This is a genomic window from Aquamicrobium ahrensii (assembly GCF_040545755.1).
Taxonomy (GTDB): Bacteria; Pseudomonadota; Alphaproteobacteria; order Rhizobiales; family Rhizobiaceae; genus Mesorhizobium; species Mesorhizobium ahrensii.
In genome coordinates, this window is the sequence record NZ_JBEPMN010000009.1 from 19373 (window position 1) to 41232 (window position 21860).

At 64.8% G+C, this 21860-nt stretch carries 25 protein-coding genes and 1 other RNA gene; 12 read left to right on the forward strand and 14 right to left on the reverse strand.

Annotated elements, in window-relative coordinates; all coding sequences use genetic code 11:
• The first annotated feature begins 144 nt into the window (after positions 1–144).
• Together ABID44_RS12360 and ABID44_RS12365 are read left to right on the forward strand one after the other, a co-directional pair.
• Positions 145–849, forward strand: coding sequence for a pyrimidine 5'-nucleotidase (locus ABID44_RS12360; protein WP_354152018.1), 705 nt, complete (start codon positions 145–147; stop codon positions 847–849).
• Positions 836–1747 carry a DUF817 domain-containing protein gene (locus tag ABID44_RS12365; RefSeq protein WP_354152019.1) on the forward strand — a complete coding sequence of 304 codons (912 nt, stop codon included), beginning with the start codon at positions 836–838 and terminating at the stop codon, positions 1745–1747. The genes ABID44_RS12360 and ABID44_RS12365 overlap by 14 nt, the downstream gene beginning before the upstream one ends.
• 4 nt (positions 1748–1751) lie before the next feature.
• On the opposite strand, the gene ABID44_RS12370 is transcribed toward ABID44_RS12365, so the two are convergent.
• Positions 1752–2591: an LOG family protein gene (locus ABID44_RS12370; RefSeq protein WP_354152111.1), complete on the reverse strand. Its 840-nt coding sequence runs from the start codon at positions 2589–2591 to the stop codon at positions 1752–1754.
• A gap of 132 nt (positions 2592–2723) precedes the next feature.
• Between ABID44_RS12370 and dapD the strand changes: the two genes are divergently transcribed.
• The 4 genes from dapD to ABID44_RS12390 are packed head-to-tail and all read left to right on the forward strand — an operon-like array spanning position 2724 to position 5790.
• Complete coding sequence (dapD, locus tag ABID44_RS12375; RefSeq protein ID WP_354152020.1) at positions 2724–3578, forward strand: 2,3,4,5-tetrahydropyridine-2,6-dicarboxylate N-succinyltransferase; 855 nt, start codon at positions 2724–2726, stop codon at positions 3576–3578.
• A 3-nt stretch (positions 3579–3581) separates the two neighbouring features.
• Entirely contained in the window at positions 3582–3947 is a 366-nt protein-coding gene (locus tag ABID44_RS12380; protein WP_354152021.1) for a DUF805 domain-containing protein, read from the forward strand.
• A gap of 50 nt (positions 3948–3997) precedes the next feature.
• Positions 3998–5191 (forward strand): succinyl-diaminopimelate desuccinylase, encoded by a 1194-nt coding sequence (dapE, locus tag ABID44_RS12385; protein ID WP_354152022.1) that lies wholly within the window; start codon positions 3998–4000, stop codon positions 5189–5191.
• Between the two features lie 5 nt (positions 5192–5196).
• Positions 5197–5790, forward strand: a complete 594-nt coding sequence (locus ABID44_RS12390; RefSeq protein WP_354152112.1) for a transporter — start codon at positions 5197–5199, stop codon at positions 5788–5790.
• Between the two features lie 4 nt (positions 5791–5794).
• On the opposite strand, the gene truA is transcribed toward ABID44_RS12390, so the two are convergent.
• Genes truA through def form a run of 4 tightly spaced genes read right to left on the reverse strand, consistent with a single transcriptional unit; the run spans position 5795 to position 8525 of the window.
• Entirely contained in the window at positions 5795–6547 is a 753-nt protein-coding gene (gene truA, locus ABID44_RS12395; protein ID WP_354152023.1) for a tRNA pseudouridine(38-40) synthase TruA, read from the reverse strand.
• A gap of 8 nt (positions 6548–6555) precedes the next feature.
• Positions 6556–7059 carry a GNAT family N-acetyltransferase gene (locus ABID44_RS12400; RefSeq protein ID WP_354152024.1) on the reverse strand — a complete coding sequence of 168 codons (504 nt, stop codon included), beginning with the start codon at positions 7057–7059 and terminating at the stop codon, positions 6556–6558.
• Positions 7056–7991 (reverse strand): methionyl-tRNA formyltransferase, encoded by a 936-nt coding sequence (fmt, locus tag ABID44_RS12405; RefSeq protein WP_354152025.1) that lies wholly within the window; start codon positions 7989–7991, stop codon positions 7056–7058. Before fmt ends, ABID44_RS12400 begins: the two co-directional genes overlap by 4 nt.
• 3 nt (positions 7992–7994) lie before the next feature.
• Positions 7995–8525: a peptide deformylase gene (def, locus tag ABID44_RS12410; protein WP_354152113.1), complete on the reverse strand. Its 531-nt coding sequence runs from the start codon at positions 8523–8525 to the stop codon at positions 7995–7997.
• 102 nt (positions 8526–8627) lie between these two features.
• Here def and ABID44_RS12415 point away from each other — a divergent pair, with 102 nt between their 5' ends.
• Together ABID44_RS12415 and sugE are read left to right on the forward strand one after the other, a co-directional pair.
• The gene (locus ABID44_RS12415; RefSeq protein ID WP_354152026.1) at positions 8628–9875 is read left to right on the forward strand and encodes a DNA recombination protein RmuC; all 1248 of its coding nucleotides are present in this window, start codon (positions 8628–8630) and stop codon (positions 9873–9875) included.
• A gap of 328 nt (positions 9876–10203) precedes the next feature.
• Positions 10204–10518 (forward strand): quaternary ammonium compound efflux SMR transporter SugE, encoded by a 315-nt coding sequence (sugE, locus tag ABID44_RS12420; protein ID WP_354152114.1) that lies wholly within the window; start codon positions 10204–10206, stop codon positions 10516–10518.
• Between the two features lie 168 nt (positions 10519–10686).
• On the opposite strand, the gene ABID44_RS12425 is transcribed toward sugE, so the two are convergent.
• The gene (locus tag ABID44_RS12425; protein ID WP_354152027.1) at positions 10687–11082 is read right to left on the reverse strand and encodes a DUF6481 family protein; all 396 of its coding nucleotides are present in this window, start codon (positions 11080–11082) and stop codon (positions 10687–10689) included.
• Between the two features lie 185 nt (positions 11083–11267).
• On the opposite strand from ABID44_RS12425, the gene ABID44_RS12430 reads away from it, so the two are divergent.
• Entirely contained in the window at positions 11268–12269 is a 1002-nt protein-coding gene (locus ABID44_RS12430) for an LLM class flavin-dependent oxidoreductase (protein ID WP_354152028.1), read from the forward strand.
• 24 nt (positions 12270–12293) lie between these two features.
• On the opposite strand, the gene ABID44_RS12435 is transcribed toward ABID44_RS12430, so the two are convergent.
• The 6 genes from ABID44_RS12435 to ffs all read right to left on the reverse strand — a co-directional run bounded on the left by ABID44_RS12435 (position 12294) and on the right by ffs (position 17659).
• Positions 12294–13532 carry a lytic murein transglycosylase gene (locus ABID44_RS12435; RefSeq protein ID WP_354152029.1) on the reverse strand — a complete coding sequence of 413 codons (1239 nt, stop codon included), beginning with the start codon at positions 13530–13532 and terminating at the stop codon, positions 12294–12296.
• Positions 13533–13548: 16 nt separating this feature from the next.
• Positions 13549–14154 carry a recombination mediator RecR gene (recR, locus tag ABID44_RS12440; protein WP_354152030.1) on the reverse strand — a complete coding sequence of 202 codons (606 nt, stop codon included), beginning with the start codon at positions 14152–14154 and terminating at the stop codon, positions 13549–13551.
• A 57-nt stretch (positions 14155–14211) separates the two neighbouring features.
• Positions 14212–15024 (reverse strand): cell wall hydrolase, encoded by an 813-nt coding sequence (locus tag ABID44_RS12445; protein ID WP_378226366.1) that lies wholly within the window; start codon positions 15022–15024, stop codon positions 14212–14214.
• Between the two features lie 139 nt (positions 15025–15163).
• Entirely contained in the window at positions 15164–15487 is a 324-nt protein-coding gene (locus ABID44_RS12450) for a YbaB/EbfC family nucleoid-associated protein (protein ID WP_354152031.1), read from the reverse strand.
• Between the two features lie 69 nt (positions 15488–15556).
• Complete coding sequence (locus tag ABID44_RS12455; protein WP_354152032.1) at positions 15557–17410, reverse strand: DNA polymerase III subunit gamma/tau; 1854 nt, start codon at positions 17408–17410, stop codon at positions 15557–15559.
• Positions 17411–17562: 152 nt separating this feature from the next.
• An RNA gene (gene ffs, locus ABID44_RS12460) (signal recognition particle sRNA small type) lies at positions 17563–17659 on the reverse strand.
• A 210-nt stretch (positions 17660–17869) separates the two neighbouring features.
• Here ffs and ABID44_RS12465 point away from each other — a divergent pair.
• From ABID44_RS12465 to ABID44_RS12475, 3 genes are read left to right on the forward strand one after another with little or no spacing between them, the layout of a single operon-like run.
• The gene (locus ABID44_RS12465) at positions 17870–18289 is read left to right on the forward strand and encodes an HIT domain-containing protein (RefSeq protein ID WP_354152033.1); all 420 of its coding nucleotides are present in this window, start codon (positions 17870–17872) and stop codon (positions 18287–18289) included.
• A 35-nt stretch (positions 18290–18324) separates the two neighbouring features.
• Positions 18325–19269, forward strand: coding sequence for an NAD(+) diphosphatase (gene nudC, locus ABID44_RS12470; RefSeq protein ID WP_354152034.1), 945 nt, complete (start codon positions 18325–18327; stop codon positions 19267–19269).
• Positions 19270–19325: 56 nt separating this feature from the next.
• Entirely contained in the window at positions 19326–20258 is a 933-nt protein-coding gene (locus ABID44_RS12475) for a bifunctional helix-turn-helix transcriptional regulator/GNAT family N-acetyltransferase (RefSeq protein ID WP_354152035.1), read from the forward strand.
• On the opposite strand, the gene ABID44_RS12480 is transcribed toward ABID44_RS12475, so the two are convergent.
• Entirely contained in the window at positions 20213–21073 is an 861-nt protein-coding gene (locus tag ABID44_RS12480; protein ID WP_354152036.1) for a prephenate dehydratase, read from the reverse strand. The two genes, ABID44_RS12475 and ABID44_RS12480, sit on opposite strands and share 46 nt — an antisense overlap.
• An 11-nt stretch (positions 21074–21084) precedes the next feature.
• Positions 21085–21813 carry a 3-deoxy-manno-octulosonate cytidylyltransferase gene (locus tag ABID44_RS12485; RefSeq protein ID WP_354152037.1) on the reverse strand — a complete coding sequence of 243 codons (729 nt, stop codon included), beginning with the start codon at positions 21811–21813 and terminating at the stop codon, positions 21085–21087.
• Between the last annotated feature and the right edge of the window lie 47 nt (positions 21814–21860).

Sequence of the window (21860 nt, forward strand, 5' to 3'; positions counted from 1 at the left end):
CCATTCGCGCCCACTAAGCCGCAAAACCTGAAATTTGCGTTTCCCGGCGACGAAATACTTCAGCCCGGCCGCTATGGACCTGAGCGTCCCTGAACGGGCGATGAATGAGAAGCCAAAGCGAGATTTTCATGCGATAAGCCGGCCATGACTCAGATTCCAGACGCCTCCCGATTCGCCCACGTCACCGACTGGGTTTTCGACCTCGACAACACGCTCTACCCCCACCATACGAATCTGTTTTCGCAGATCGACGTACGCATGACCGCCTATGTCTCGGAACTGCTGACGCTGTCGCGTGAGGATGCGCGCGCATTGCAAAAGCAACTTTACCGCGAATACGGCACCACACTCAACGGCTTGATGAACCTCCACGGCATCGATCCCGACGATTTTCTCATGAAAGTGCATGACATCGACTATTCCTGGCTGGTGCCCGACCCGGTTCTGGGCGCGGCCATTCGCCAGCTTCCGGGTCGACGGTTCATCTTCACCAATGGCGACCGCACCCATGCCGAGCGCGCCGCGCGCCAGCTCGGCATCCTCGACCATTTCGACGATATCTTCGACATCGTCGCGGCGGACCTGACGCCGAAGCCTGCGCATGCGACCTACGAAAAGTTCACCGCCCTGCATTCGGTTATCGGGGAGAATGCGGTGATGTTCGAGGATATCGCCCGCAATCTCGCGGTACCGAAAAAGATGGGCATGACCACGGTTCTCATCGTTCCCAACAATTTCGAGCCGACCTTCTCCGAAATCTGGGAGAGCGACCCCGACCACGAGGACGACGTCGACTACGTGACCGACGATCTCGCCGGATTTCTGGAAAGAATAGTTGCCGACAGATAGGCATTTCACCGGCCTGGAACGGCGCATCGACGAGGCCGCACACCGGTTCCTCGCCAGTCTGCCCCGACATCGCGTCGTCGACTCGCTGGTCGAATTTCTGGTCTTCGGGCTGAAGCAGGCCTGGGCATGCCTGTTCGGCGGGGCGATGCTGGGCCTCATCATCCTCACCCGCTGGCTGTGGCCGGAAGGCGGCGCGGGCTTCATCGCCCGCTACGATTTCCTGTTCCTTGCCGCCCTTGTCATCCAGCTTGCCATGCTCGTCTTCAGGCTGGAGGCATGGGAGGAAGCCAGGGTCATCCTCATCTTCCATGTCGTGGGCACGGCGATGGAAGTGTTCAAGACCCATGCCGGCTCATGGGTCTACCCGGAAGAGAACCTTTTCCGCATCGGCGGGGTGCCGCTGTTTTCGGGGTTCATGTACGCCGCGGTCGGCTCGTACATGGCGCGCATCAACCGCATCTTCGACATCCGGCTGAACCGCTATCCGCCATTGTGGGCGACCATCGTTCTGGCCGGCGCGATCTACGTCAACTTCTTCTCGCACCACTTCGTGTGGGACATGCGCTGGCTGCTATTTGCGGCGACGTTCGCACTGTACTGGCGCACGACCATGCACTACCGCGTCTTCCGGTTCCGGCACAAAATGCCGCTGCTCGTCGCCTTCCTGCTGACGTCGCTCTTCATCTGGATTGCCGAGAACATCGGCACATGGTCGCGGGCATGGATCTATCCCGACCAGCACGGCGCATGGGTGCCGGTTTCCCCCGGAAAGCTCGGTTCCTGGTACCTTTTGATGATCATATCGGTCGTGCTGGTGACGCTCGTCCACCGGCCCCGGCCCTACATCGCGCAGGAAGAGCCCCGGGACGTGGCCGGCAAAGCCGGGGAAACCGCGTGAGCGCTCAGAGCCTGTAGAATTTACGGACGAGTTCCCAGGCCTCGTCGGCCGTATCGACGAAATCGATGATATCCTGGTCGCCGGGGCTGATCGTGCCCTGCTCGGCCAGATAGTCGAGATCGACGGCGCGCCGCCAGAATTCCTTGCCGAACAGGATGACGGGAACCCGCTCCATGCGGCCGGTCTGTATCAGCGTCAGCGTCTCGAACAACTCGTCCATGGTGCCGAAGCCGCCGGGAAAAACCGCAACCGCCTTGGCGCGCATGACGAAGTGCATCTTGCGGATGGCGAAATAGTGGAAATTGAAGCACAGCTCCGGCGTCACATAGGGGTTGGGCGCCTGCTCGTGGGGCAGCACGATATTGAGGCCGATCGAGGGGGCGCCGACATCGTCGGCGCCGCGGTTTCCCGCCTCCATGACGCCCGGTCCGCCACCGGTCACCACCACGAATTCGCGATAATAGGTGGCCGCGGAATGCTCCGAGCAAAGGCGGGCGAACTTGCGCGCCTCGTCATAATAGACGCTGTTGAGTTCAAGGTTGCGCTTCTGCGTCTCGTTCTTGGCCGCCCAGGCGTCGCCGCCGGGCTCTGGCAGGCGGGCGCCGCCAAACAGAATCACCGTGGAGCGGATGCCGCGCTCGGCCAGCGTCATTTCCGGCTTCAGCAATTCGAGCTGGAGACGCACCGGGCGCAACTCGCGCCTCGTCATGAACTCCTCGTCGTTCCAGGCAAGGCGATAGGTTGCGGCGCGGGTCTGGGGCGTGTCGGGCACGCTTCGCATCCGCTCAAGGTCCTCGTCCGAATGCGGCAGAGGCGTCCAGCCTGTCTTTTCTTCCGGATTCATCATGCGATATCCCAAATTGTCAGCAGCCGGAATGAACGGCCGCGATTGACCCTCACCATCCCTTGAAATAGGGTCCGCGCGGCTTTCCATCCCGTTAAGAACTGCCCCACAAAGCTTGCGCAGGAGCAATAGATGCCGCAGCCCGATCTGGCAAACCTCGAAACGACAATTGACCAGGCGTTCGAACAGCGGGATCAGGTTTCGACCTCGACACGCGGCGAGATCCGCGACGCCGTGGAGACATCGCTGAGATTGCTCGACAGCGGCGAAGCGCGAGTGGCCGAAAAACAGGCCGACGGCGCCTGGCATGTGAACCAGTGGCTGAAGAAGGCGGTGCTTCTCTCGTTCCGGCTGAATCCGATGGAGATCATCAGGGGCGGGCCCGGCGAATCAGGCTGGTGGGACAAGGTCCCCTCCAAGTTCGACGGCTGGGGCGCGGTCGATTTCGAGAAGGCCGGCTTCCGCGCCGTGCCCAATTGCGTGGTGCGTCGCTCGGCCTACATCGCGCCCGGCGTGGTGCTGATGCCGTCCTTCGTCAATCTCGGCGCCTATGTCGACGCCGGAACCATGGTCGACACCTGGGCGACGGTCGGCTCCTGCGCCCAGATCGGCAGGAACGTGCATCTGTCGGGCGGGGTCGGCATCGGCGGCGTGCTGGAGCCGATGCAGGCCGGCCCCACAATCATCGAGGACAATTGCTTTATCGGCGCGCGCTCCGAGGTGGTTGAGGGCTGCATCGTGCGCGAAGGCTCGGTGCTCGGCATGGGCGTGTTCATCGGCAAGTCGACGAAGATCGTCGACCGCGCCACAGGTGAAGTGTTCTACGGCGAGGTGCCGCCCTATTCGGTGGTGGTGGCCGGCGCCATGCCGGGCAAGCAGTTGCCCGGTGGCGAGCCGGGTCCGGGCCTCTATTGCGCGGTGATCGTCAAGCGCGTCGATGAAAAGACCCGCTCGAAAACCTCGATCAACGAACTGCTCAGGGACTGACCCTTGAACAGCTCACAGAATCTTCTCTGGCTCTTCTTCGGCGCATCCGGGCGCATCAACCGCCGCGTCTACGCGATGGCCTGCGCCCTCTCCTACATGGCCCGATTCTTCGCCGCCTATCAGTTCGTCCGTTATTCGACGGAGGGGGAGCCGAGCGTGGCCTGGGCCACGATCATGCTGGCGACGATCATTCTGTCGTTGTGGAGCAACGTCATGCTGTCGATCAAGCGGCTGCACGATTGCGACCTTCCGGGAGGCTGGGCGATCCCGACGATATTGCTGGATCTCCTGGCCATCTTCGTCCTCGCTCTCATGCCCGGCACTCCCGGGCCCAACCGCCATGGCGACCAGACCAACCACCGGCGCTGAGAATCAGCGCTCCCGGTGACAGAGCGCATTCTTTGGACTATCGCTGTGACATGAAACTGCCGACAGATCCCGCCGACAACCTCGCCGCCCTGATCCGCTGCCCGTCCGTCACCCCCGCCGAAGGCGGTGCGCTGACGGCGCTGGAGGCGATGCTCGCACCGCTCGGCTTCGCGGTGGAGCGACCGGTGTTTTCGCAAGACGCAACAGCAGACGTCGAAAATCTCTATGCCCGCCGTTCCGCCGAAGGGCCGCACCTGATGTTCGCCGGCCATACCGACGTGGTGCCCGTGGGCGACGAGAAAGCGTGGACGCATCCGCCCTTCGCCGCCGAGATCGCCAACGGCGTGATGTATGGCCGCGGGGCGGTGGACATGAAGGGCGGAATCGCCTGCTTCGTGGCCGCCCTTGCAAGACATGTCGAGGCGACCGGCGGCCCGAAGGGTTCGGTTTCGCTGCTGATCACCGGCGACGAGGAAGGTCCGGCCGTCAACGGCTCCGTCAAGCTGCTGGAATGGGCCACCGCAAGGGGCGAGCGCTGGGACGCCTGCCTGCTCGGCGAACCGACCAATCCGGACAGGCTCGGCGACATGATCAAGGTAGGCCGGCGCGGTTCCCTGTCGGGCGCCGTCACCGTTCTGGGGCGGCAGGGTCATGTCGCCTATCCGCATCTTGCCGACAATCCGATGCGCGGCCTGATGACCTTGCTCGACGCCCTGCACGGCCCGCCGTTCGATGCCGGCACCGAACGCTTCCAGCCGACGAATCTGGAAGTAACCTCCGTCGATGTCGGCAACACCGCCGCCAACGTCATCCCGGCGCGGGCAACCGCCGCCTTCAACGTGCGCTTCAACGACACATGGTCGGCAGAAAGCCTGCAAGCAGAGATTCACAACCGCCTCGACGCCGCCAGCCGCCGCCGCAAATATCGCAAGGGCCGCACGGAGCCGGTCGAGTTCGAGCTTTCCTGGCGCGAGAGCCCAAGCCATGTGTTCCTCACCCATGATGAGAAGCTGGTCGGCACGCTTTCGCGCTCGGTCGAGGCGGTGACCGGCGTCCGTCCAGCCCTGTCCACGTCAGGCGGCACGTCGGATGCGCGTTTCATCAAGGATTATTGCCCGGTGGTCGAATTCGGGCTGGTCGGCCGGACAATGCACATGGTCGATGAGCGGGTCGCGCTCACCGATCTGGAAATGCTGACCGAAATCTACCGGCGCTTCATCGGCAACTGGTTCGGAGAGCAGTGAAGATCATGCTGTCGGCAGACGAAATCCAGACATCGCTTGCCGGCGCATGGCGGCTGATGATGGGCAAACCGGATGGCTTTCGCCTGCTGGACCTTTCCGCCGAAGGCTTCTGGAGCTCGTTCCAGGCCATAATCGTGGCGGCGCCTGCGCTGATCGTCGGCTGGGTCGGCGTCGCCAACGAGATTGGCGATCCCGTGGCGGCGTCCGGCCGCTTTTCAATGGTGGCGCGGCTGGCGCTGGTCGATCTCGGAAGCTGGGTGCTGCCGCTTGTGGGGCTGGCTCTGGTGGCGCAACATGCCGGCATCGCCAATCGCTTCGTGCATTATGTCGTGGCGAGCAACTGGGCCTCGGCAATCATCGCATGGCTGCTTTTGCCACCGGCGTTGCTCCGGCTGTTCCTGCCCTCGGCGACCGATGCCGCCACCCTCGTTTCCCTGCTCCTGTTCATCGCCTCGCTGGTGCTTACATGGCGCATGACCAATGCCGCCATCGGCAAGGGAGCGCCAATCGGCTCGGCGGTGTTCGCCGGCATGTTCGTGGCGTCGCTGATCGTGTTGTTCACCCTGCAGTCGCTGCTGGGGATCGTGGTTCCGGGATAAATCCTCAGTCTGCCGGATAATCCACCCCGATCAGATAGAGCCCGTCGGGAGGCGCGACCTGCCCGCAGGCGGCACGCGCCGCCGCCTCCAGCGCCGCCTTGAGATCGGCGGCGCTCCACGCGCCGTCGCCCACACGTTTCAGCGAGCCGACCATGGAGCGCACCTGATTGTGCAGGAAGGAGCGGGCGGAAGCCCTGATTTCGATCTCGTCGCCGAGACGCGTCACGTCAAGCCGGTCAAGCGTGCGTATCGGGCTGCTGGCCTGACACTGCGCCGAGCGGAAGGTGGTGAAGTCGTGCCGGCCGAGGAGGAACTGCGCGGCCTCGTGCATGGCCCCGGCGTCGAGTGTTTTGGGGACCCACCAAACCTTGCCCTTGCCCAGCGCCGGCGGTGCGCGACGGTTGGAAATCCGGTAGAGGTAATGCCTGCCGACCGCCGAAAAGCGCGCGTCAAAATCCGCGCTCACCCTGGCCGCCTTGAGAACCGCCACGCGTTCGCCCGCCTTCCGGAGATGGGCGTTCAGCGCGTCGCGCACCGTATCGCCACGCCATTCCCTGACAAGATCGACATGGGCGACCTGCGCAGTCGCATGCACACCGGCATCGGTGCGGCCCGCGCCGCGGATCGAAACCGTTTCGCCGCTTAGCCTGAAAATGGCCTCCTCAACCGCCTGCTGGACGGTTGGCAGGTCGGCCTGCCGCTGCCAGCCCGCATATGGCCCGCCGTCATATTCGAGATCGATCCTGTAGCGCGGCATGGCGGCGCTCAGGCGGACGCTTCGGGGCCGAAGGCCGGTGGATAGACGAGCCGGCCGCCTACCGGGGCTTCGCCCCAGGCCAGCGCCATCAGCTCCTTGCATTGGAAAACACTATCGAACCGCGAGGCGCGGTCATGACGATAGCCGAAGCGGCCATAATAGGCGGGATCTCCCAGCACCACCGAAAGGCTTTCGCCCCGGCCCCGCAAAAGCCCGTGCGCCTCTTTGATCAGCGCGCCGCCGATGCCGCCGTTCTGGAATTGCGGCAGAACAGCCAGTGGCGCAAGTGCGACGGCGCTGGCGTCTTGCGCATGACCCCTCACGCCAAGCCGGGTGAACAGAATATGGCCGACGATCTGCCCGTCCTGCTCTGCGACCAGTTCGAGCACCGCATCGCCGGCGGCCACCAGCGCATCGACCAGATCGGCCTCGTCGTCACGGCCAAAAGCGCTTGCCTCGACCATGCGGATGGCTGCGCGATCGCCCGGCCGGACTGTACGGATGGTGCTCATGAGAGCTTCCCACCGGGGACGAGCCGCGCGCCGCGCAGAAACTCGCCGGCGGAAACAGGACGCGCGCCCGCACGCTGCACTTCGATAAGCCGCACCGCGCCCTCGCCGCAGGCGACGGCGAGCGCATCGTCGAGCACTGTGCCCGGCTCGCCCGCCCCTGCCGTCAGCGTCGAGCGCAGCAGCTTCAGGCGTTCGGGCCTGCCGCCCGTCCCGAACTCGCACCAGCTACCCGGAAACGGAGACAGGCCGCGTATGTGATCGTGCACCTCCTGCGCGGGACGGCTCCAGTCAATCCGCGTTTCCGCCTTGCCTATCTTTTTCGCGTAGAGAGCCCCGTCTTCCGGCTGCGGGGAAAAGGCCAGCGTTCCCGCCTCCATCTTCGCCAGCGCTTCCACCATCAGCCCGGCGCAAGCCGGCATCAGGGCGTCGTGCAACTCACCAGCGGTCATGTCCGCGCCGATGGCGATCCTGTGGGCCAGCCCCACCGGGCCGGTGTCCAGCCCTTCCTCCATGCGCATCACCATGACGCCGGTTTCCGTGTCCCCGGCCATGATCGCGCGCTGGATGGGAGCCGCGCCGCGCCAGCGCGGCAGAAGCGACGCATGGCCGTTGAGACAACCAAGCCGGGGCGCATCGAGAATGGCGCGGGGCAGGAGCAGGCCATAGGCGACGACAACCGCCACATCGGCGTTCAGCGCCCGCAAGGCCACCTGCTCGTCCGTTCCCTTAAGCGAAAGCGGTGTGAAAACCGCAATGCCCAGCCTTTCGGCCTCACGCTGAACCGGCGAAGGGGTAAGTTCCAGCCCGCGCCGCCCGGCCGCGCGCGGCGGCTGCGTATAGACCGCAACGATCTCGTGGCCCGCTTCGGCGATAGCGCGCAGGGTGGGCACGGAGAAATCCGGCGTGCCCATGAAAACGACGCGCAACGCCATGGTTCAGCCGACGAGACGGCCGGCCGGCTTGTCGCGGGCCAGCTTGCGGAACTTGCGCATGACGATATCGCGCTTCAGCTTGGAGATGTGGTCGATGAACAGCACGCCGTTGAGATGATCGATCTCGTGCTGGAGGCAGGTCGCCATCAGCCCCTCCGCCGCCATTTCCCGCGCCTCTCCGTCCCGATCGACATATTTCACCCGCACGGAGGCGGGCCGCTCGACCTCGGCGTAATATTCCGGGATCGACAGGCAGCCCTCTTCGTAAACGGAGCGCTCGTCGCTGCTGTGCAGGATTTCCGGGTTGACGAAAACATGCGGAGCCGGCTCGTCGTCTTCCTTGGCGAGGTCGATCACCAGAAGCCGCAGCGGCAGGCCGACCTGGATTGCAGCGAGGCCGATGCCCGGCGCGTCGTACATCGTCTCCAGCATGTCGTCGGCCAGCTTGCGCAGCGATTCGTCGACACGCTCGACCGGTCTGGACACCTGTCGCAGCAAGGGATCGGGAAGAATGATGAGCGGCTTGATGGTCATTGCGCTCACGTAAGACCTCGCCAGTTCCCCGTCAACCGGGAAGGTTGGCGCGTGTTCACGTTTTGATCTGGTCGCGAAAGGCGAATCTGCTATGGTGCGTGGATGAACGACCTGCAAAGTCCTTTTTCCCTGCCGATCGCGCGGCTCGGCGCAAGCACGTTCACGCTCGGGCAATTGCTGACTTTCGTCGTTCTTCTCTTCGCCATTCTTCTGGCAGCGATGATCGCCGCGCTGTGGCGCGCATCGAAGGCTCGTACCGAAGCCGCGGCGGAAGCGGCCGACAACGCCCGCGACGCGGAAACGCGCATGGCCGAAATCATGCGCAGTCAGGCCGAGATGCAGGGTCGCATGGGCGCGATCGCCGAAGTGTTCGGCTCCCGGCAGGCGGAGCTGACGCAATCGCTTGGCCAGCGCCTCGACGCCATGAGCGGACGGCTGGGCCAGACCATCAGCGAGCAGACCCGCGCCACACATGAGAACCTCGCCAGATTGCAGGAGAGGCTGGCCACCATCGACAGCGCGCAGAACAACATACAGGCGCTGGCCGGACAGGTGGTGCAGCTTCAGGCGATCCTCTCCGACAAGCAGACGCGCGGCGCATTCGGCCAGTCGCGCATGGAAGCGATCGTCGCCGACGGGCTGCCGATGGGCTCCTATGAATTCCAGGCCACCCTGTCCAACGGCAACCGGCCGGATTGCCTTGTGAAAATGCCCAACGACGCGCCCTCGCTGGTCATCGACGCCAAATTCCCGCTGGAGGCCTGGAACGCAATTCGCGCCGCCGAAACGGGCGAGATGCAGAAAGCGGCGGCGCAGGCTTTCCGGCGCGACGTTGAAATTCACATCCGCGACATCGCCGGCAAATACCTCCTGCGGGGGGAAACGCAGGACACGGCCTTCATGTTCGTGCCGTCTGAATCTGTTTTCGCCGAAATCCACGAAAATTTTGAAGCGCTGGTGCAGCGCGCGCACCGCTCGCGCATCGTCATCGTTTCCCCATCCCTTCTGATGCTGTCGATCCAGGTCATACAGGCGATCCTCAAGGATGCCCGCATGCGCGAGCAGGCGCATGTCATCCAGGGCGAGGTGGTCCGGCTGATGGAGGATGTGGGCCGGCTGGACGAGCGGGTGCGCAAGCTGCAAACGCATTTCGGACAGGCGTCGAAGGACATCGACGACATTCTCGTCTCCACGTCGAAGGTGACGCGGCGCGGCCAGAAGATCGAGGCGCTGGAAGTTGGAGGCGCCGCCGCTGAAGCGGCTGCCGGCAAGGATGACCATGAAGCCGGCCCCGTGGCCGCTTCCAGGACCGGGCAATTGCGGCTGCGGATTGTCGAGGAAGCCGAATAGGCGGGACCATTTGAGATTTCGGGCGGAAGCTGCCCTTTACCGGAATCCGCCGCCCGTTCCCGGGAGCCGAAAGACGGGTCGGAACCCGTGGTCTGGCGGCGGCCGATCTCCCGAAGAGCTGTGGAGCAAGCGTAGCTGAGCCGGAACGCCCGGACATTTCCGCGCTCCGCGTTCCCCGCATTGCTGCAATGCCATAGCGGCGCTTGATCCCGTCCCGATCCCGCCTTATGTCCCGGATGGTGGGGACGACCCCATGGTTTCAGGACCGGTTGGAGGCCTGAAATCCCTGTTTCCGGCCGGGACGACCCGCCATATGACGGAGCGTTCCATGAGCTGGTTCCTGCTTTTCATCGCCGGTCTGTTCGAGGTGGGCTGGGCGATAGGCCTCAAATACACGGATGGCTTCTCGAAGCCGCTGCCGACGGTTCTGACTGTTCTTTCCATGGTGATCAGCATGGTGCTGCTGGGCTTTGCGCTCAAGCACCTGCCGGTCGGGACGGGTTATGCCGTCTGGACCGGCATCGGCACGGTTGGCACCGCGCTGCTCGGCGTTTTCCTGCTGGGCGAGCCGGCCACCGCGGCAAGACTCGGCTGCATTGCACTGATCGTCAGCGGCATCATCGGCCTCAAGCTGGCGGCCTGATTCACATCACAAAGAAGCTATGGATCGTTTCACGGAAACGGTGAAACGATCCACATCCTGCCTTCACGCAATTCCAGAGGGAGAACTGCTTGCGGCTTTTTCTGGAAAAACCCCAAAAGGCCGGTCCCCGTTCGGGGCCGGCCTTTCAAGATTCCAACTGTATCGCGTTCAGCGGCCGGAGAAGCCCGGCGGCAAACGACCGCCGCGGGCCTTGCGGGCCGCGTAACGGGCGTCGCGCTTGGCCTTGCGTTCGGCCTCGACAGCCAGTTCGGCGGCGACGCGCTCGGCTTCCTCGGCCTCGCGGATGCGGGCCTGCTCGGCGGCGATGCGTTCGGCTTCGGCGCGCTCGGCTGCTTCACGAGCCAGCTTTGCCTGCTTCAGAACGGCTTTCTCGGCCTCCCGCTCGGCGCGGGCGGCGAGAATCGCCTCGCGCTCGGCCTTGCGGGCCAGAACGCGCGGATCGTCTTCCGCCGGACGCTGCTTGAAACGCTCGAGAAGAGCCTTCTTTGCATCATTAGCGGCGTTGCGCCGCTCGAAAATGTCTTTTTCCCTGTATATAGCCAACTTTACTTCCCTGAAATCGGTTCGCGTGCCTTACATACGGGTCAAACGCCAGACTTCAAGCACCAAAACAGCATGCCTGCCATGAAATCCCGGTATGTTGCACTGCGACGACACTTGTTCATGGAGCGTTTGCGGTGTGCGGACCCGCTCCCTATATCCGGCGGGACCTGACACGGAAACACGATATGACCTCACTCTCCGTCCTCGACCTGTCGCCCGTCACCGAGGGCGGCACGGTCGCGCAATCGCTCGCCAACACGCTGGACCTCGCCCGCCACGCCGAGCGGCTCGGCTACAAGCGCTACTGGCTGGCCGAGCACCACAACATGGCGGGCATCGCCAGCGCCGCCACTTCCGTGGTCATCGCCCATGTGGCAGCCGGAACCAGCTCGATCCGGGTGGGTGCGGGCGGCGTCATGCTGCCCAATCATGCGCCTCTGATCATCGCCGAACAGTTCGGCACGCTGTCGGCGCTGCATCCTGGCCGCATCGATCTCGGTCTTGGCCGGGCGCCCGGCACCGACATGCTGACCGCACAGGCGCTGCGCCGCAATCTCGACGCCTCCGTCGACAATTTCCCGCGCGATGTGGTGGAGCTGATGGCCTATTTCGAGCCCGCAGCCGAAGGCCAGCGCGTGCGCGCCGTTCCGGGCGAAGGCGAGCGTGTGCCCGTCTGGATCCTCGGTTCCAGCCTTTACGGCGCGCAACTCGCGGCCATGCTCGGCCTGCCCTACGCGTTCGCCTCGCACTTCGCGCCCGCCGAGATGGAGCGCGCGCTGGAGCTCTACCGCTCGCGCTTCGAACCGTCGGCGCATCTCGACAAGCCGCATGTCATGCTTGGCCTCAATGTCGTCGCCGCGCCCACCGACGACGAGGCCCGCTATCTGTTCTCATCGCTCCAGCAGGCTTTCGTCAATCTGCGCAGCGGGCGGCCGGGCAAGCTGCCACGCCCGGAGGAGAATTACACCGCCCGGATCGGCGCACAGGAAAACGTCGTGCTCAACAATGCGCTCTCCTGCGCCATCGTCGGTTCGCCCGAGAAAATACGTCTCGGGCTCGACGCCTTCATCCGCCGCACGGGGGCGGACGAGCTGATGGTGACGGCGCAGGTTTTCGATCATGCGGCGCGGGTTCGCTCGTTCGAGATTCTCGCTGAACAGCATCGCGAACTGGCAAAGGCCGCGTAGCGCCTTGCTGAAGGCGACCGCTGGTTATTTCAGCGCGCGCACCAGCCCGGCGTCGGGAAAGCAGGTGGGCGCGCGGCCGTTCTTCGCCTGCCAGTCGCCGATGGAGCGCCGCGTCTTGAAGCCGGGCAGGCCGTCAGCTCCGCCGACATCATAACCCTTGCTCTCCAGCGCCCGCTGCAAACCGGCGATGTCGGAGCGGTAGAGCTTGTCCACCGAACCCCAGCGCCCGGCGAAGCCCCTGTCGCCGTAGGCGATGCGATCTCCCGCATGGCCGATAAACAGAGCGTAGAGGTCGCTCATATTGTAGTCCTTGAGGACGTAGAAATTTGGCGTGACGATGAAGGCCGGCCCATTGCGCCCGGCCGGCATCAAAAGGAAGCCTTCCGCGTTCGCTTCATGAGCCGGGAACGGTTTGCCGCTGACGCGTCTGACGCCCATTGCTGCCCATTGCGAGATTAGCCGGCCGATGTCCGGCCCCTCCAGAGCGCAGGATACATTGTCCGGCGCCACCACCTCGAAGCCCCAGTCGCGGCCCTTCCGCCAGCCGTGATGGGCGAGATAATTGGCGATGGAGCCCAGCGTATCCGGCGTCGAGTTCCAGATGTCGGCGCGGCCGTCGCCGTCCATGTCCACCGCATGTTCCAGGAAGGAAGTGGGCAGGAATTGCGGCTGGCCGAGCGCGCCGGCCCATGAGGATTTCATCGCGTCCCGCTTCACCGCACCGCGCTCGACCATGGCGAGGGCCGCCAGCACCTCCTTGCGGAACATGTCCTTGCGGGTGGCCATGAACGCCTTGGTGCCCAGCACCTCGAAGGCGTCGTAGGGCATGCGCGCAGCCCCGAAGCCGGATTCGCGGCCCCAGATCGCCAGCACTACCGGACCCGGCACGCCGAAACGGCGCTCGACCTCGGCCAGCGTGCGGGCATGGGCGGCGGCCCGCGCACGACCGCCGGCGGTCACCCCGCCCACCGTCTTTTCGGCGAAGTAAGCGCCGGGCGCTCCGAATTCGGCCTGATGCTGTGTCTTCGGCGTTTTGGGCTGCTCGCCCGGCGTGACGAGATCGGGCAATTTGAGATTGGGTTTAACCCCGGAGAAGGCGGCGTCAAAAGTCTTCTTCGAAACGCCCTTCGCTTTTGCCTCCGGCCACAGATCGTTCGCCAGCCAGGCGCGAAACTGGTCGTCGACCGGCGCGGCGGCCACGGACGCCAAGCCTAGAAGAACCGCAAACGCACCGGCGCAGAGCGCGGCCAATCCATGCTTCATCGCGTACCCCTCCGGGTCAAAACACCGTCCTCGATCTCAGCGCCGCCGTCAGTGTGCCTTCGTCGAGATAATCCAGTTCGCCGCCCACCGGCACGCCATGGGCGAGGCGCGTCACCTTCACGTCCAGACCGGAAAGCTGGTCGGTGAGGTAGTGCGCGGTGGTCTGGCCTTCCACCGTGGCGTTGACGGCGAGGATGACTTCCTTCACCTCGCCCCCCGTGACCCGATCCACCAGCGAGCGGATGTTCAACTGGTCGGGGCCGACGCCGTCGAGCGGCGAGAGCGTGCCGCCCAGCACATGGTAGCGCACGTTCATGGCCGACGCGCGTTCCAGCGCCCAGAGATCCGAAACATCCTCGACCACGATCAGGGTCGCCGGGTCGCGGCGCGGATCGCCGCAGATGGTGCAGGGGTCGGACGTGTCGACATTGCCGCAGGTGGAGCAGACGCGCACCTTGTCCAGCGCCTCTCCCATGGCCGCGGCCAGCGGACCAAGCAACTGGTCCTTTTTCTTTATGAGATGCAGCGCCGCACGGCGCGCGGAGCGCGGCCCCAGCCCCGGCACCTTGGCGAGAAGCTGGATCAGGCGTTCGATTTCAGGGCCGGCGATTCGCTTGGACATAGCCGGGTTTTAAAGCATGTCCGCGCAAAACGGGAGACGTGCGTCGACGACGCGGCGTCAGTAAGCTGGCGAAGGCCGCGACTGGCTGGCGATGAGCGAGCCGACGGCGCTTGTGTCCTGCGGGGTCTGCTCGAAGGCCATCACCGGCTGCGCCGCGCCGGCGACCGAGGCTGTCATGATGGCGTCCGTATCGGGAACGGGTCCGGGCGACTGCGGCGCAGGCGCGACCGAAGCGACCGCCACCGAGGCGGCGACAGGCTCTTCCTTCTTCGCTGCGATCGCGGCAGGCGGATTGATGGCTTCGGGGGTCGCCGCCGCGACGCGGAATTCGGAATCCGGCGGAAGCGGCTCGAAATTGCGGCCGCGCTTTTCGTAGAAGGCGTTGCCGCCGGCCACCGCCACATAGTGCATGTTGTTGTATTTGAATTTGAGGCCCGCGGTGTGGAAGAACATGGCGTTCTTCATCTTCGGGTGGCGCTCGCCCTTGAGCACGGCGTCGGCCGCCGCCACCACATCGGGCAGGGCTTTCGAGTTCATCTTGCGGGTCAGCACGCCGGGGGCGAACTGGCGCGGCGCGCCGACGACCTGGCAGATCGTATCGCCATGCTTGCCGGATTTAAGACGGTTCATCACCACCGTGCCGACGCCGACCATGCCTTCGCGGCTGGAGCGGTTGGCCTCGAAGAAGATCGCGCGCTGCAGGCATTCGCGATCCTTTTGCGTATAGCGGTAGCTGTAGGTTTTCGACGGCGAGGTTTCCGTCTTGTCATGCAAAGCAAGGCTTTGCGTGGTCTGGCTGCAACCGGCAAGCAGCATCAGGGATCCAGCGACGCCCAGCAACGCAGGCGTCTTCCATCGCATGACGATCAACAATCGTCCCCTCTTCCTGTCGCCGCCACGTCCCCGGATCGTGGCTAAGATGAGACAGTTTCGGGCAAAATGATGGCGACCGCCTCGTTTTGCCGGCGGCGGGACCGGAATCTGGCTCCGCTCCCGCCGCGGCGAACGATCAGAACGGCAGTTTCATGCCGGGCGGTATCGGCAGACCAGCCGTCAGTTCCTTCGTCTTTTCCTGCATCACCTGCTCGACCTTGGCCTTGGCGTCGTTGTGCGCGGCGAGGATCAGATCCTCCAGGATTTCGGCTTCGTCCTCCTTCAGCAGGGAAGGATCGATCCTGAGCGCCTTCATCTCGAACTTGCCGCTCAGGGTGACGGCGACCATGCCGCCGCCGGCCTGGCCGGAGGCTTCGAGCTGTGCGATCTCCTCCTGCATGGACTGGAACCTGGCCTGCATTTCCTTGGCTTTGCCCATCAGGCCGAGCAGATCCTTCATCGCTGTATCCTCAAGTTTGGTTGGCGCCATCGCCGGCGCATACGCCGACGGCATGCCGGCTGTTTGGAATCAATCGTCTTCGTCGGCTTCGGGTTCCGGCAGCGTGTCGTCGTCTGCTCCTTCCACCTGCAAGGCATCCGGAATGCGCACGTCGATGATCCTCGCGCCAGGGAAACGCTCCAGTATCGCCGCCACGGCCGGATCGCTGCGGGCATCGAGCAGCGCGGTCTCACGGCGCTCCGATTCCGTCTCGGAAAGCGTCTGGCCGCCCTCGTCCTTCGACAATGACACCACCCAGTGCCGACCCGTCCACTGCTTCAGCTTGACGGTGAGGTCGTTGAGCAGCGTGCGCGGCGCATCTTCGGTCAGACTGACCTCGACATGACCGGGCTCGATGCGCACTGGCCGCACGCAACGTTTTATCAAGGCCTTGAACAGCCCGTCGCGATGCGAATCGGCGATCGCTACGATGTCGTTGAGGGATTTGATGGAAAGCTGAGGCTGCGCCGGCTCCGGTTCCGGCTGCACCTGCGGCGGGGCGAAGGAAACAGGGTCGGGCGCGGCCTCCACCAGCCGCATGGTCTGCGCGCCGCCCGAGGACGAGGGCATGACGGCCGGTGTGGCCGGCGGGGTCGTGACGCCCGCCGGAGCTCCATTTCCGGCCTCGGCCGGAGCGGCGCGCGGTTGCGGGGCCGGCGCGCGCTGCGCAGGTTGCCCATCAAGCGATTTCAGCGCCTCGTCCAGGGTCGGCAGGTCTGCGGCATGGGCGATGCGGATCAGCACCATCTCGGCCGCGCTGACCGGCCGGTTCGAGCTTTGCACCTCCGGTATGCCCTTGAGCAGCATTTGCCAGGTGCGCGACAGCACCTTGACCGAAAGCGCTGCGGCAAATTCGACGCCACGCCGCCGCTCGGCTTCCGAAAGCGATACGTCCTCGGCCGCATCGGCCACGAAACGCAGGCGCGTGACCAGATGGTTGAACTCGGCCAGATCGGTAAGAACCGCGGCCGGGTCCGCGCCGGTGTCGTACTGCGCCCGGAACTCGCCAAGCGCGGCGGCGACATCGCCCTTCATCAGGTGCTCGAACAGGTCGATGATGCGACCACGGTCGGCAACGCCCAGCATGGCGCGCACCGCCTCGGCCGAGACCGCGCCGCCGCCCATTGTCCCACCACTATGGGCGATGGCCTGATCGAGGATCGACAGCGAATCGCGCGCCGATCCCTCGGCAGCGCGCGCGATCATCGCCAGCGCCTCGTCGTCGATGGAGACGCCTTCCTTTCCGGCGATGCTGCCCAGATGCTTCACGAGCTGTCCGGCGTCGATGCGGCGCAGGTCGAAGCGCTGGCAGCGCGACAGCACCGTGATCGGCACCTTGCGGATTTCGGTGGTGGCGAAGATGAATTTCACATGCGGCGGCGGCTCTTCCAGCGTCTTCAGCAGACCGTTGAAGGCCTGCGTGGAGAGCATGTGCACCTCGTCGATGATGTAGACCTTGTAGCGCGCCGACACCGGCGCATAGCGCACGCGGTCAATGATATCGCGGATATCGTCGATGCCGGTGTGGGACGCGGCGTCCATCTCGATCACGTCGACATGGCGGCCTTCCATGATGGCCTGACAATGTTCGCCGGGCGCGGACAGGTCGACCCAGGGCTTGTCGATCTCGGGCGTGCGGTAGTTGAGCGCGCGAGCGAGGATGCGCGCGGTCGTCGTCTTGCCCACCCCGCGCACGCCGGTCAGCATCCACGCCTGCGCGATGCGGCCGGACGAAAAGGCGTTGGTGAGGGTGCGCACCATCGGCTCCTGGCCGATGAGCTGGGAAAAATCCGAGGGCCGGTATTTACGGGCGAGAACCCGATAGGCGCCGGGCGCCTTGCCGGCTCCGGAAACGCCTGCGTCGCTGGTTCCGGCGTCGTTCATCGATCGGCTCTGCTCCAAGCAAGCATCAAAAGACCGCGACCGGAAGCGGCCGTCTGCGAAAGCCAGTTTCGCCCGCATGCCCCGCCGACACAGTCCCCCTCGACCCGGTCAATGAGCATGCGCCGACATTATCGCGGAGCTGGCGAAGAAAGGCGGGAGGCTGGAACAATGACCCGTTCCGGGCTCGTTAGGGCTGCTTCCTTCCGGACCTGACCCGGTTGGCGAGTGGACCGTCCACCACCAACCTCCCGGTTTCCATATCGGCAATTCGATTGCGAAATGCAAGGGCGAGAACGAAATCCTTATCGCCCTCGAACCGGAATCGCTTGCAGTGCAGGCAAGCTCGCAATACCGTTTCAGCCTGACGGGCGATGTCGCCGCTCATCATCGACGAATGCGCCGGCGCGCCGGCTCTGACGATTCACAAACGCCGGCCGTTCCGGCTGCGGGAGAACGCGAATGCTGCACGGGCTCAAGGCCGGGTTTTCGCTCGACGCAGGCCTCGAAACCGACAGCGAGCCGGTGATGTGGCTCGGCCTGTGCGAATTGCGGGTCATGAACGACCGCCGCTGGCCGTGGCTCATCCTCGTGCCGCAGAGGCCCGGCGCGGAGGAAATCCACGACATGGCCCCGCTCGACCAGGCCATGCTCACCTTCGAGACGAACATGGTGGCGCAGGCGCTGAAGCGCGTCACCGACTGCACCAAGATCAACACGGCCGCGCTTGGCAACATCGTGCGCCAGCTCCACGTCCATGTCATCGCCCGCCGTGAGGACGACCCCGCATGGCCCGGCCCCGTATGGGGCCACGGCGCACGCGAGCCTTATCGGGCCGAAGAGCTGCGCCGGTTTGCCGAAATGGTCAAGGCGGCGCTATAAGCGCCCTCCCGCCAGTTTTCCGGACAAGCCAGCCGATGAGCTTCCCCTTCTTCGATGCGCCCTTGCGCGAGCCCAGCCAATTCGTCGGCTTCGCCGGCAATCGCATCGATCGCCAGTCGGAACGACGCCCCGACGACTGCGTGATCAGGGCGCTGACAGACACCGCCGCGCGCATCATGGTGCTGGGCGGCGGGCGCGTGCTGCTCAGGCCCGATGGCGAGCGTTTCGATCCGTGGTTCACGGTGGCCGAATGCGGGCGGCTCGGCTTCGATCCCGCCGCCTCGATCCTGCTCGGCCTTGCCGATCACGGACCGGCGCTGGCCCTTCACGCCAGACTCGACCCGGAGCGGCCGCTCGACGGGCTGGAGATGCTCGAACACCGCACCGTCTATGTGCAGGGGCTGATCGGCGAGGCGGAACTTGGCGCTCTCGCACAGGCGTCGTCCCTTCTGACATGGAACCGTTCGCACGCGTTTTGCGGGCGCTGCGGCCAGAAGAGCGAAACGCGCGCCGGTGGCTACAGGCGTCACTGCCCCGCCTGCGGAACGGATCATTTCCCACGCACCGACCCGGTGGCGATCATGCTCACCGTCACGCCGGAAAAATGCCTGATGGGACGAGGCCGGCATTTCGCGCCGGGCATCTATTCCGCGCTTGCCGGCTTCATCGAGCCCGGCGAAACCATCGAGGACGCTGTACGGCGCGAAACCTTCGAGGAGGCCGGCATTCGCCTCGGCCGCGTCGACTATCACGCCAGCCAGCCCTGGCCTTTTCCCCATTCACTCATGATCGGCTGCTATGGCGAGCCGCTGAGCGAGGACATCCGCGCCGACATGGACGAATTGGAGGACTGCCGCTGGTTTACCCGTGGCGAAGTGCAGGCGATGCTGAAACGCACACATCCCCAGCAGCTCGTGGTTCCCCCGGCGGGAGCGATCGCGCATCAGCTGATCCGGACATGGGCGGAACAGCCGGAATAGCTGACCAGCATCAGATAAATATTGCCTCCCTATGAATGTCTGACTAAAGTCAGGCGATGAAAAATACCAAGGTCGCTCAAATCCGCAGCTTCAACCGCGCCGTGACCCGCCGCGTCGGGGCGCTGGAGGAAAGCTATCTCAGCCGTGGCAGGCCGCTCGGCGAGGCCCGGCTTCTGTTCGAAATCGGACCGGAAGGCATAGCGCTCGGCGCGCTGCGCCAGCGACTTGGGCTCGACTCCGGCTATCTCAGCCGGATGCTGCGTTCGCTGGAGGCGCAGGGGCTCGTTGCGGTCGGCGCACAGGAGAGCGATGCCCGCGCGAGATACGCGGTGCTGACCGAACAGGGTCTTGCGGAGCACGCCGCCTATGACGCGCTCTCGGACGATCAGGCGCATTCTCTGCTGGAGCCGCTTTCGCCGGCCGCGCAGGAGCGGATGGTCGGCGCCATGGCCGAGGTCGAGCGCCTGATGGCCGCCGCCTCCATCGCCATCGACGAGGAAGACCCCGACAGCGCCGATGCAAGACATTGCCTCGAACTCTATGTCGGCGAAGTGGCTTCGCGCTTCGAAAACGGCTTCGACACGGCAAAGGGAAGCACGGCGAGCGGTGGCGAGTTCACCCGCCCGCGCGGCGCTTTCCTGCTTGCCCGGCTTGACGGCGTTCCGATCGGCTGCGGCGCGGTTCGCCTGCTCGACGATGAGACGGCCGAGATCAAGCGCATGTGGGTTTCACCGCAAGCGCGCGGCATGGGCCTCGCGGTGCGGATGCTGCGCCGGCTTGAGGCGATCGCTTGGGATCTGGGCGCACGCACGGCGTGTCTCGACACCAATCGCGCGCTCACCGAAGCGCAGTCCCTCTACGAACGGGAAGGCTACGGGGAAGTCGCCCGCTTCAACGACAACCCCTATGCCGACCGCTGGTATTCGAAGCGGCTTGGAATCCGTCAGGCGTCGGCGTCTTGCGTGGCGCGGAATTCGTTGGCCGGATAAACGCCCAGAATACGCACTTCCTTCGAGAAGAAGCGCAGCTCTTCAAGAGCGTTCTTCAGGCTCCGGTCGTCGGGATGGCCTTCCACGTCGGCGTAGAACTGCGTGGCGGTGAAAGCGCCCAGCTGATAGCTCTCCAGCTTGGTCATGTTGACGCCGTTGGTGGCGAAGCCGCCCATGGCCTTGTAAAGCGCGGCCGGCACGTTGCGTACGCGAAAGACGAAAGTCGTGACCATCGGCAGGCCGTCACGGCGTTCCGCCCAGCTCTTTGTCCTGGACAGCACCACGAAGCGGGTGATGTTGTTTTCGGTGTCCTCGACATTCTCCTCGATGATGTCGAGACCGTAGAGGTCGGCCGCCAGACGCGGCGCAAGGGCCGCCATGGTGCGGTCCTGCGTTTCCGCCACCAGCTTGGCGGCGCCGGCCGTGTCGCCGGCCACCATCGGCTTCCAGCCGTTCTTGCGGGTGTATTTACGGCACTGGCCAAGCGCATGGATATGGCTGTGCACGGTGCTTATCTCATCGCGCCGCACGCCCGGCAGCACCATGAGCTGGAAGTGGATCGGCAGGAAATATTCGCCCACGATATGCAGCTTCGATTCGGGCAGCAGATGGTGGATATCCGCCACCCGGCCGGCGATGGTGTTCTCGATCGGAATCATGGCGAGATCCGCCTTGCCGGTTTCCACCGCGTTGAAGGCGTCTTCGAAGGTCGGGCACGGCAACGGCTCCATGGCCGGATAGACGTTGCGGCAGGCGGTGTCCGAATTGGCGCCCGGCTCACCCTGGAAGGCTATTCTGTTGGTCTTTTCTGGCATTTTGAGCCCTGTCAGCTGGAAAGAATGGTTCTGGCGCGTTCCAGATCTTCGGGCGTGTCGACGCCCAGCGGAACGGAATTGACGATCTCGACGTCGATGCGCATGCCGGCTTCCAGCGCACGCAGCTGCTCAAGCTTCTCGCGCTTCTCCAGCGCCGAGGGCCCCAGCGCCACGAAACGCTCCAGAGCGGCGCGCCGGTAAGCGTAGAGCCCGACATGGTGGTAGAGCGGGCCTTCGCCCCATGGCGCGGTGCAACGGGTGAAGTAGAGCGCCCGCATGCGCGTCCCGGACAAGGGCGACCCCACGATCTTGACGACGGCGGGATTGGTCTTTTCCTCCTCGCGCACGATTTCGACGCCCAGCGTGGCGATGTCCACCGACGGGTCCTCGAACGGGCGCAGCGCGGCGGCGACGATGCCGGGATCGAGCGTCGGCAGATCCCCCTGGATATTGACCACCGTCTCGACCTTCGCCTGTGGATCGAGCGCCGCCAGCGCCTCGAATATGCGATCCGAACCCGATTCATGGTCGGCCCGGGTCATCACCGTCTCGAAGCCATGAGCCTTGACGGCCTGTGCGATTTCGTCCGTGTCCGTGGCCACGACGACACGGCCGAGCCCTGTTTCGGCGGCGCGGCGCGCCACATGCACGATCATCGGCATGCCGGCTATGTCGGCCAGCGGTTTGCCCGGCAAGCGGGTGGAGGCCATGCGGGCCGGGATGAGAACGAGTGTGGTCATGAGCGCCGGGCGAAGTGAAAAGGCTGGTGAAAAGTGTCAAAAGGTCT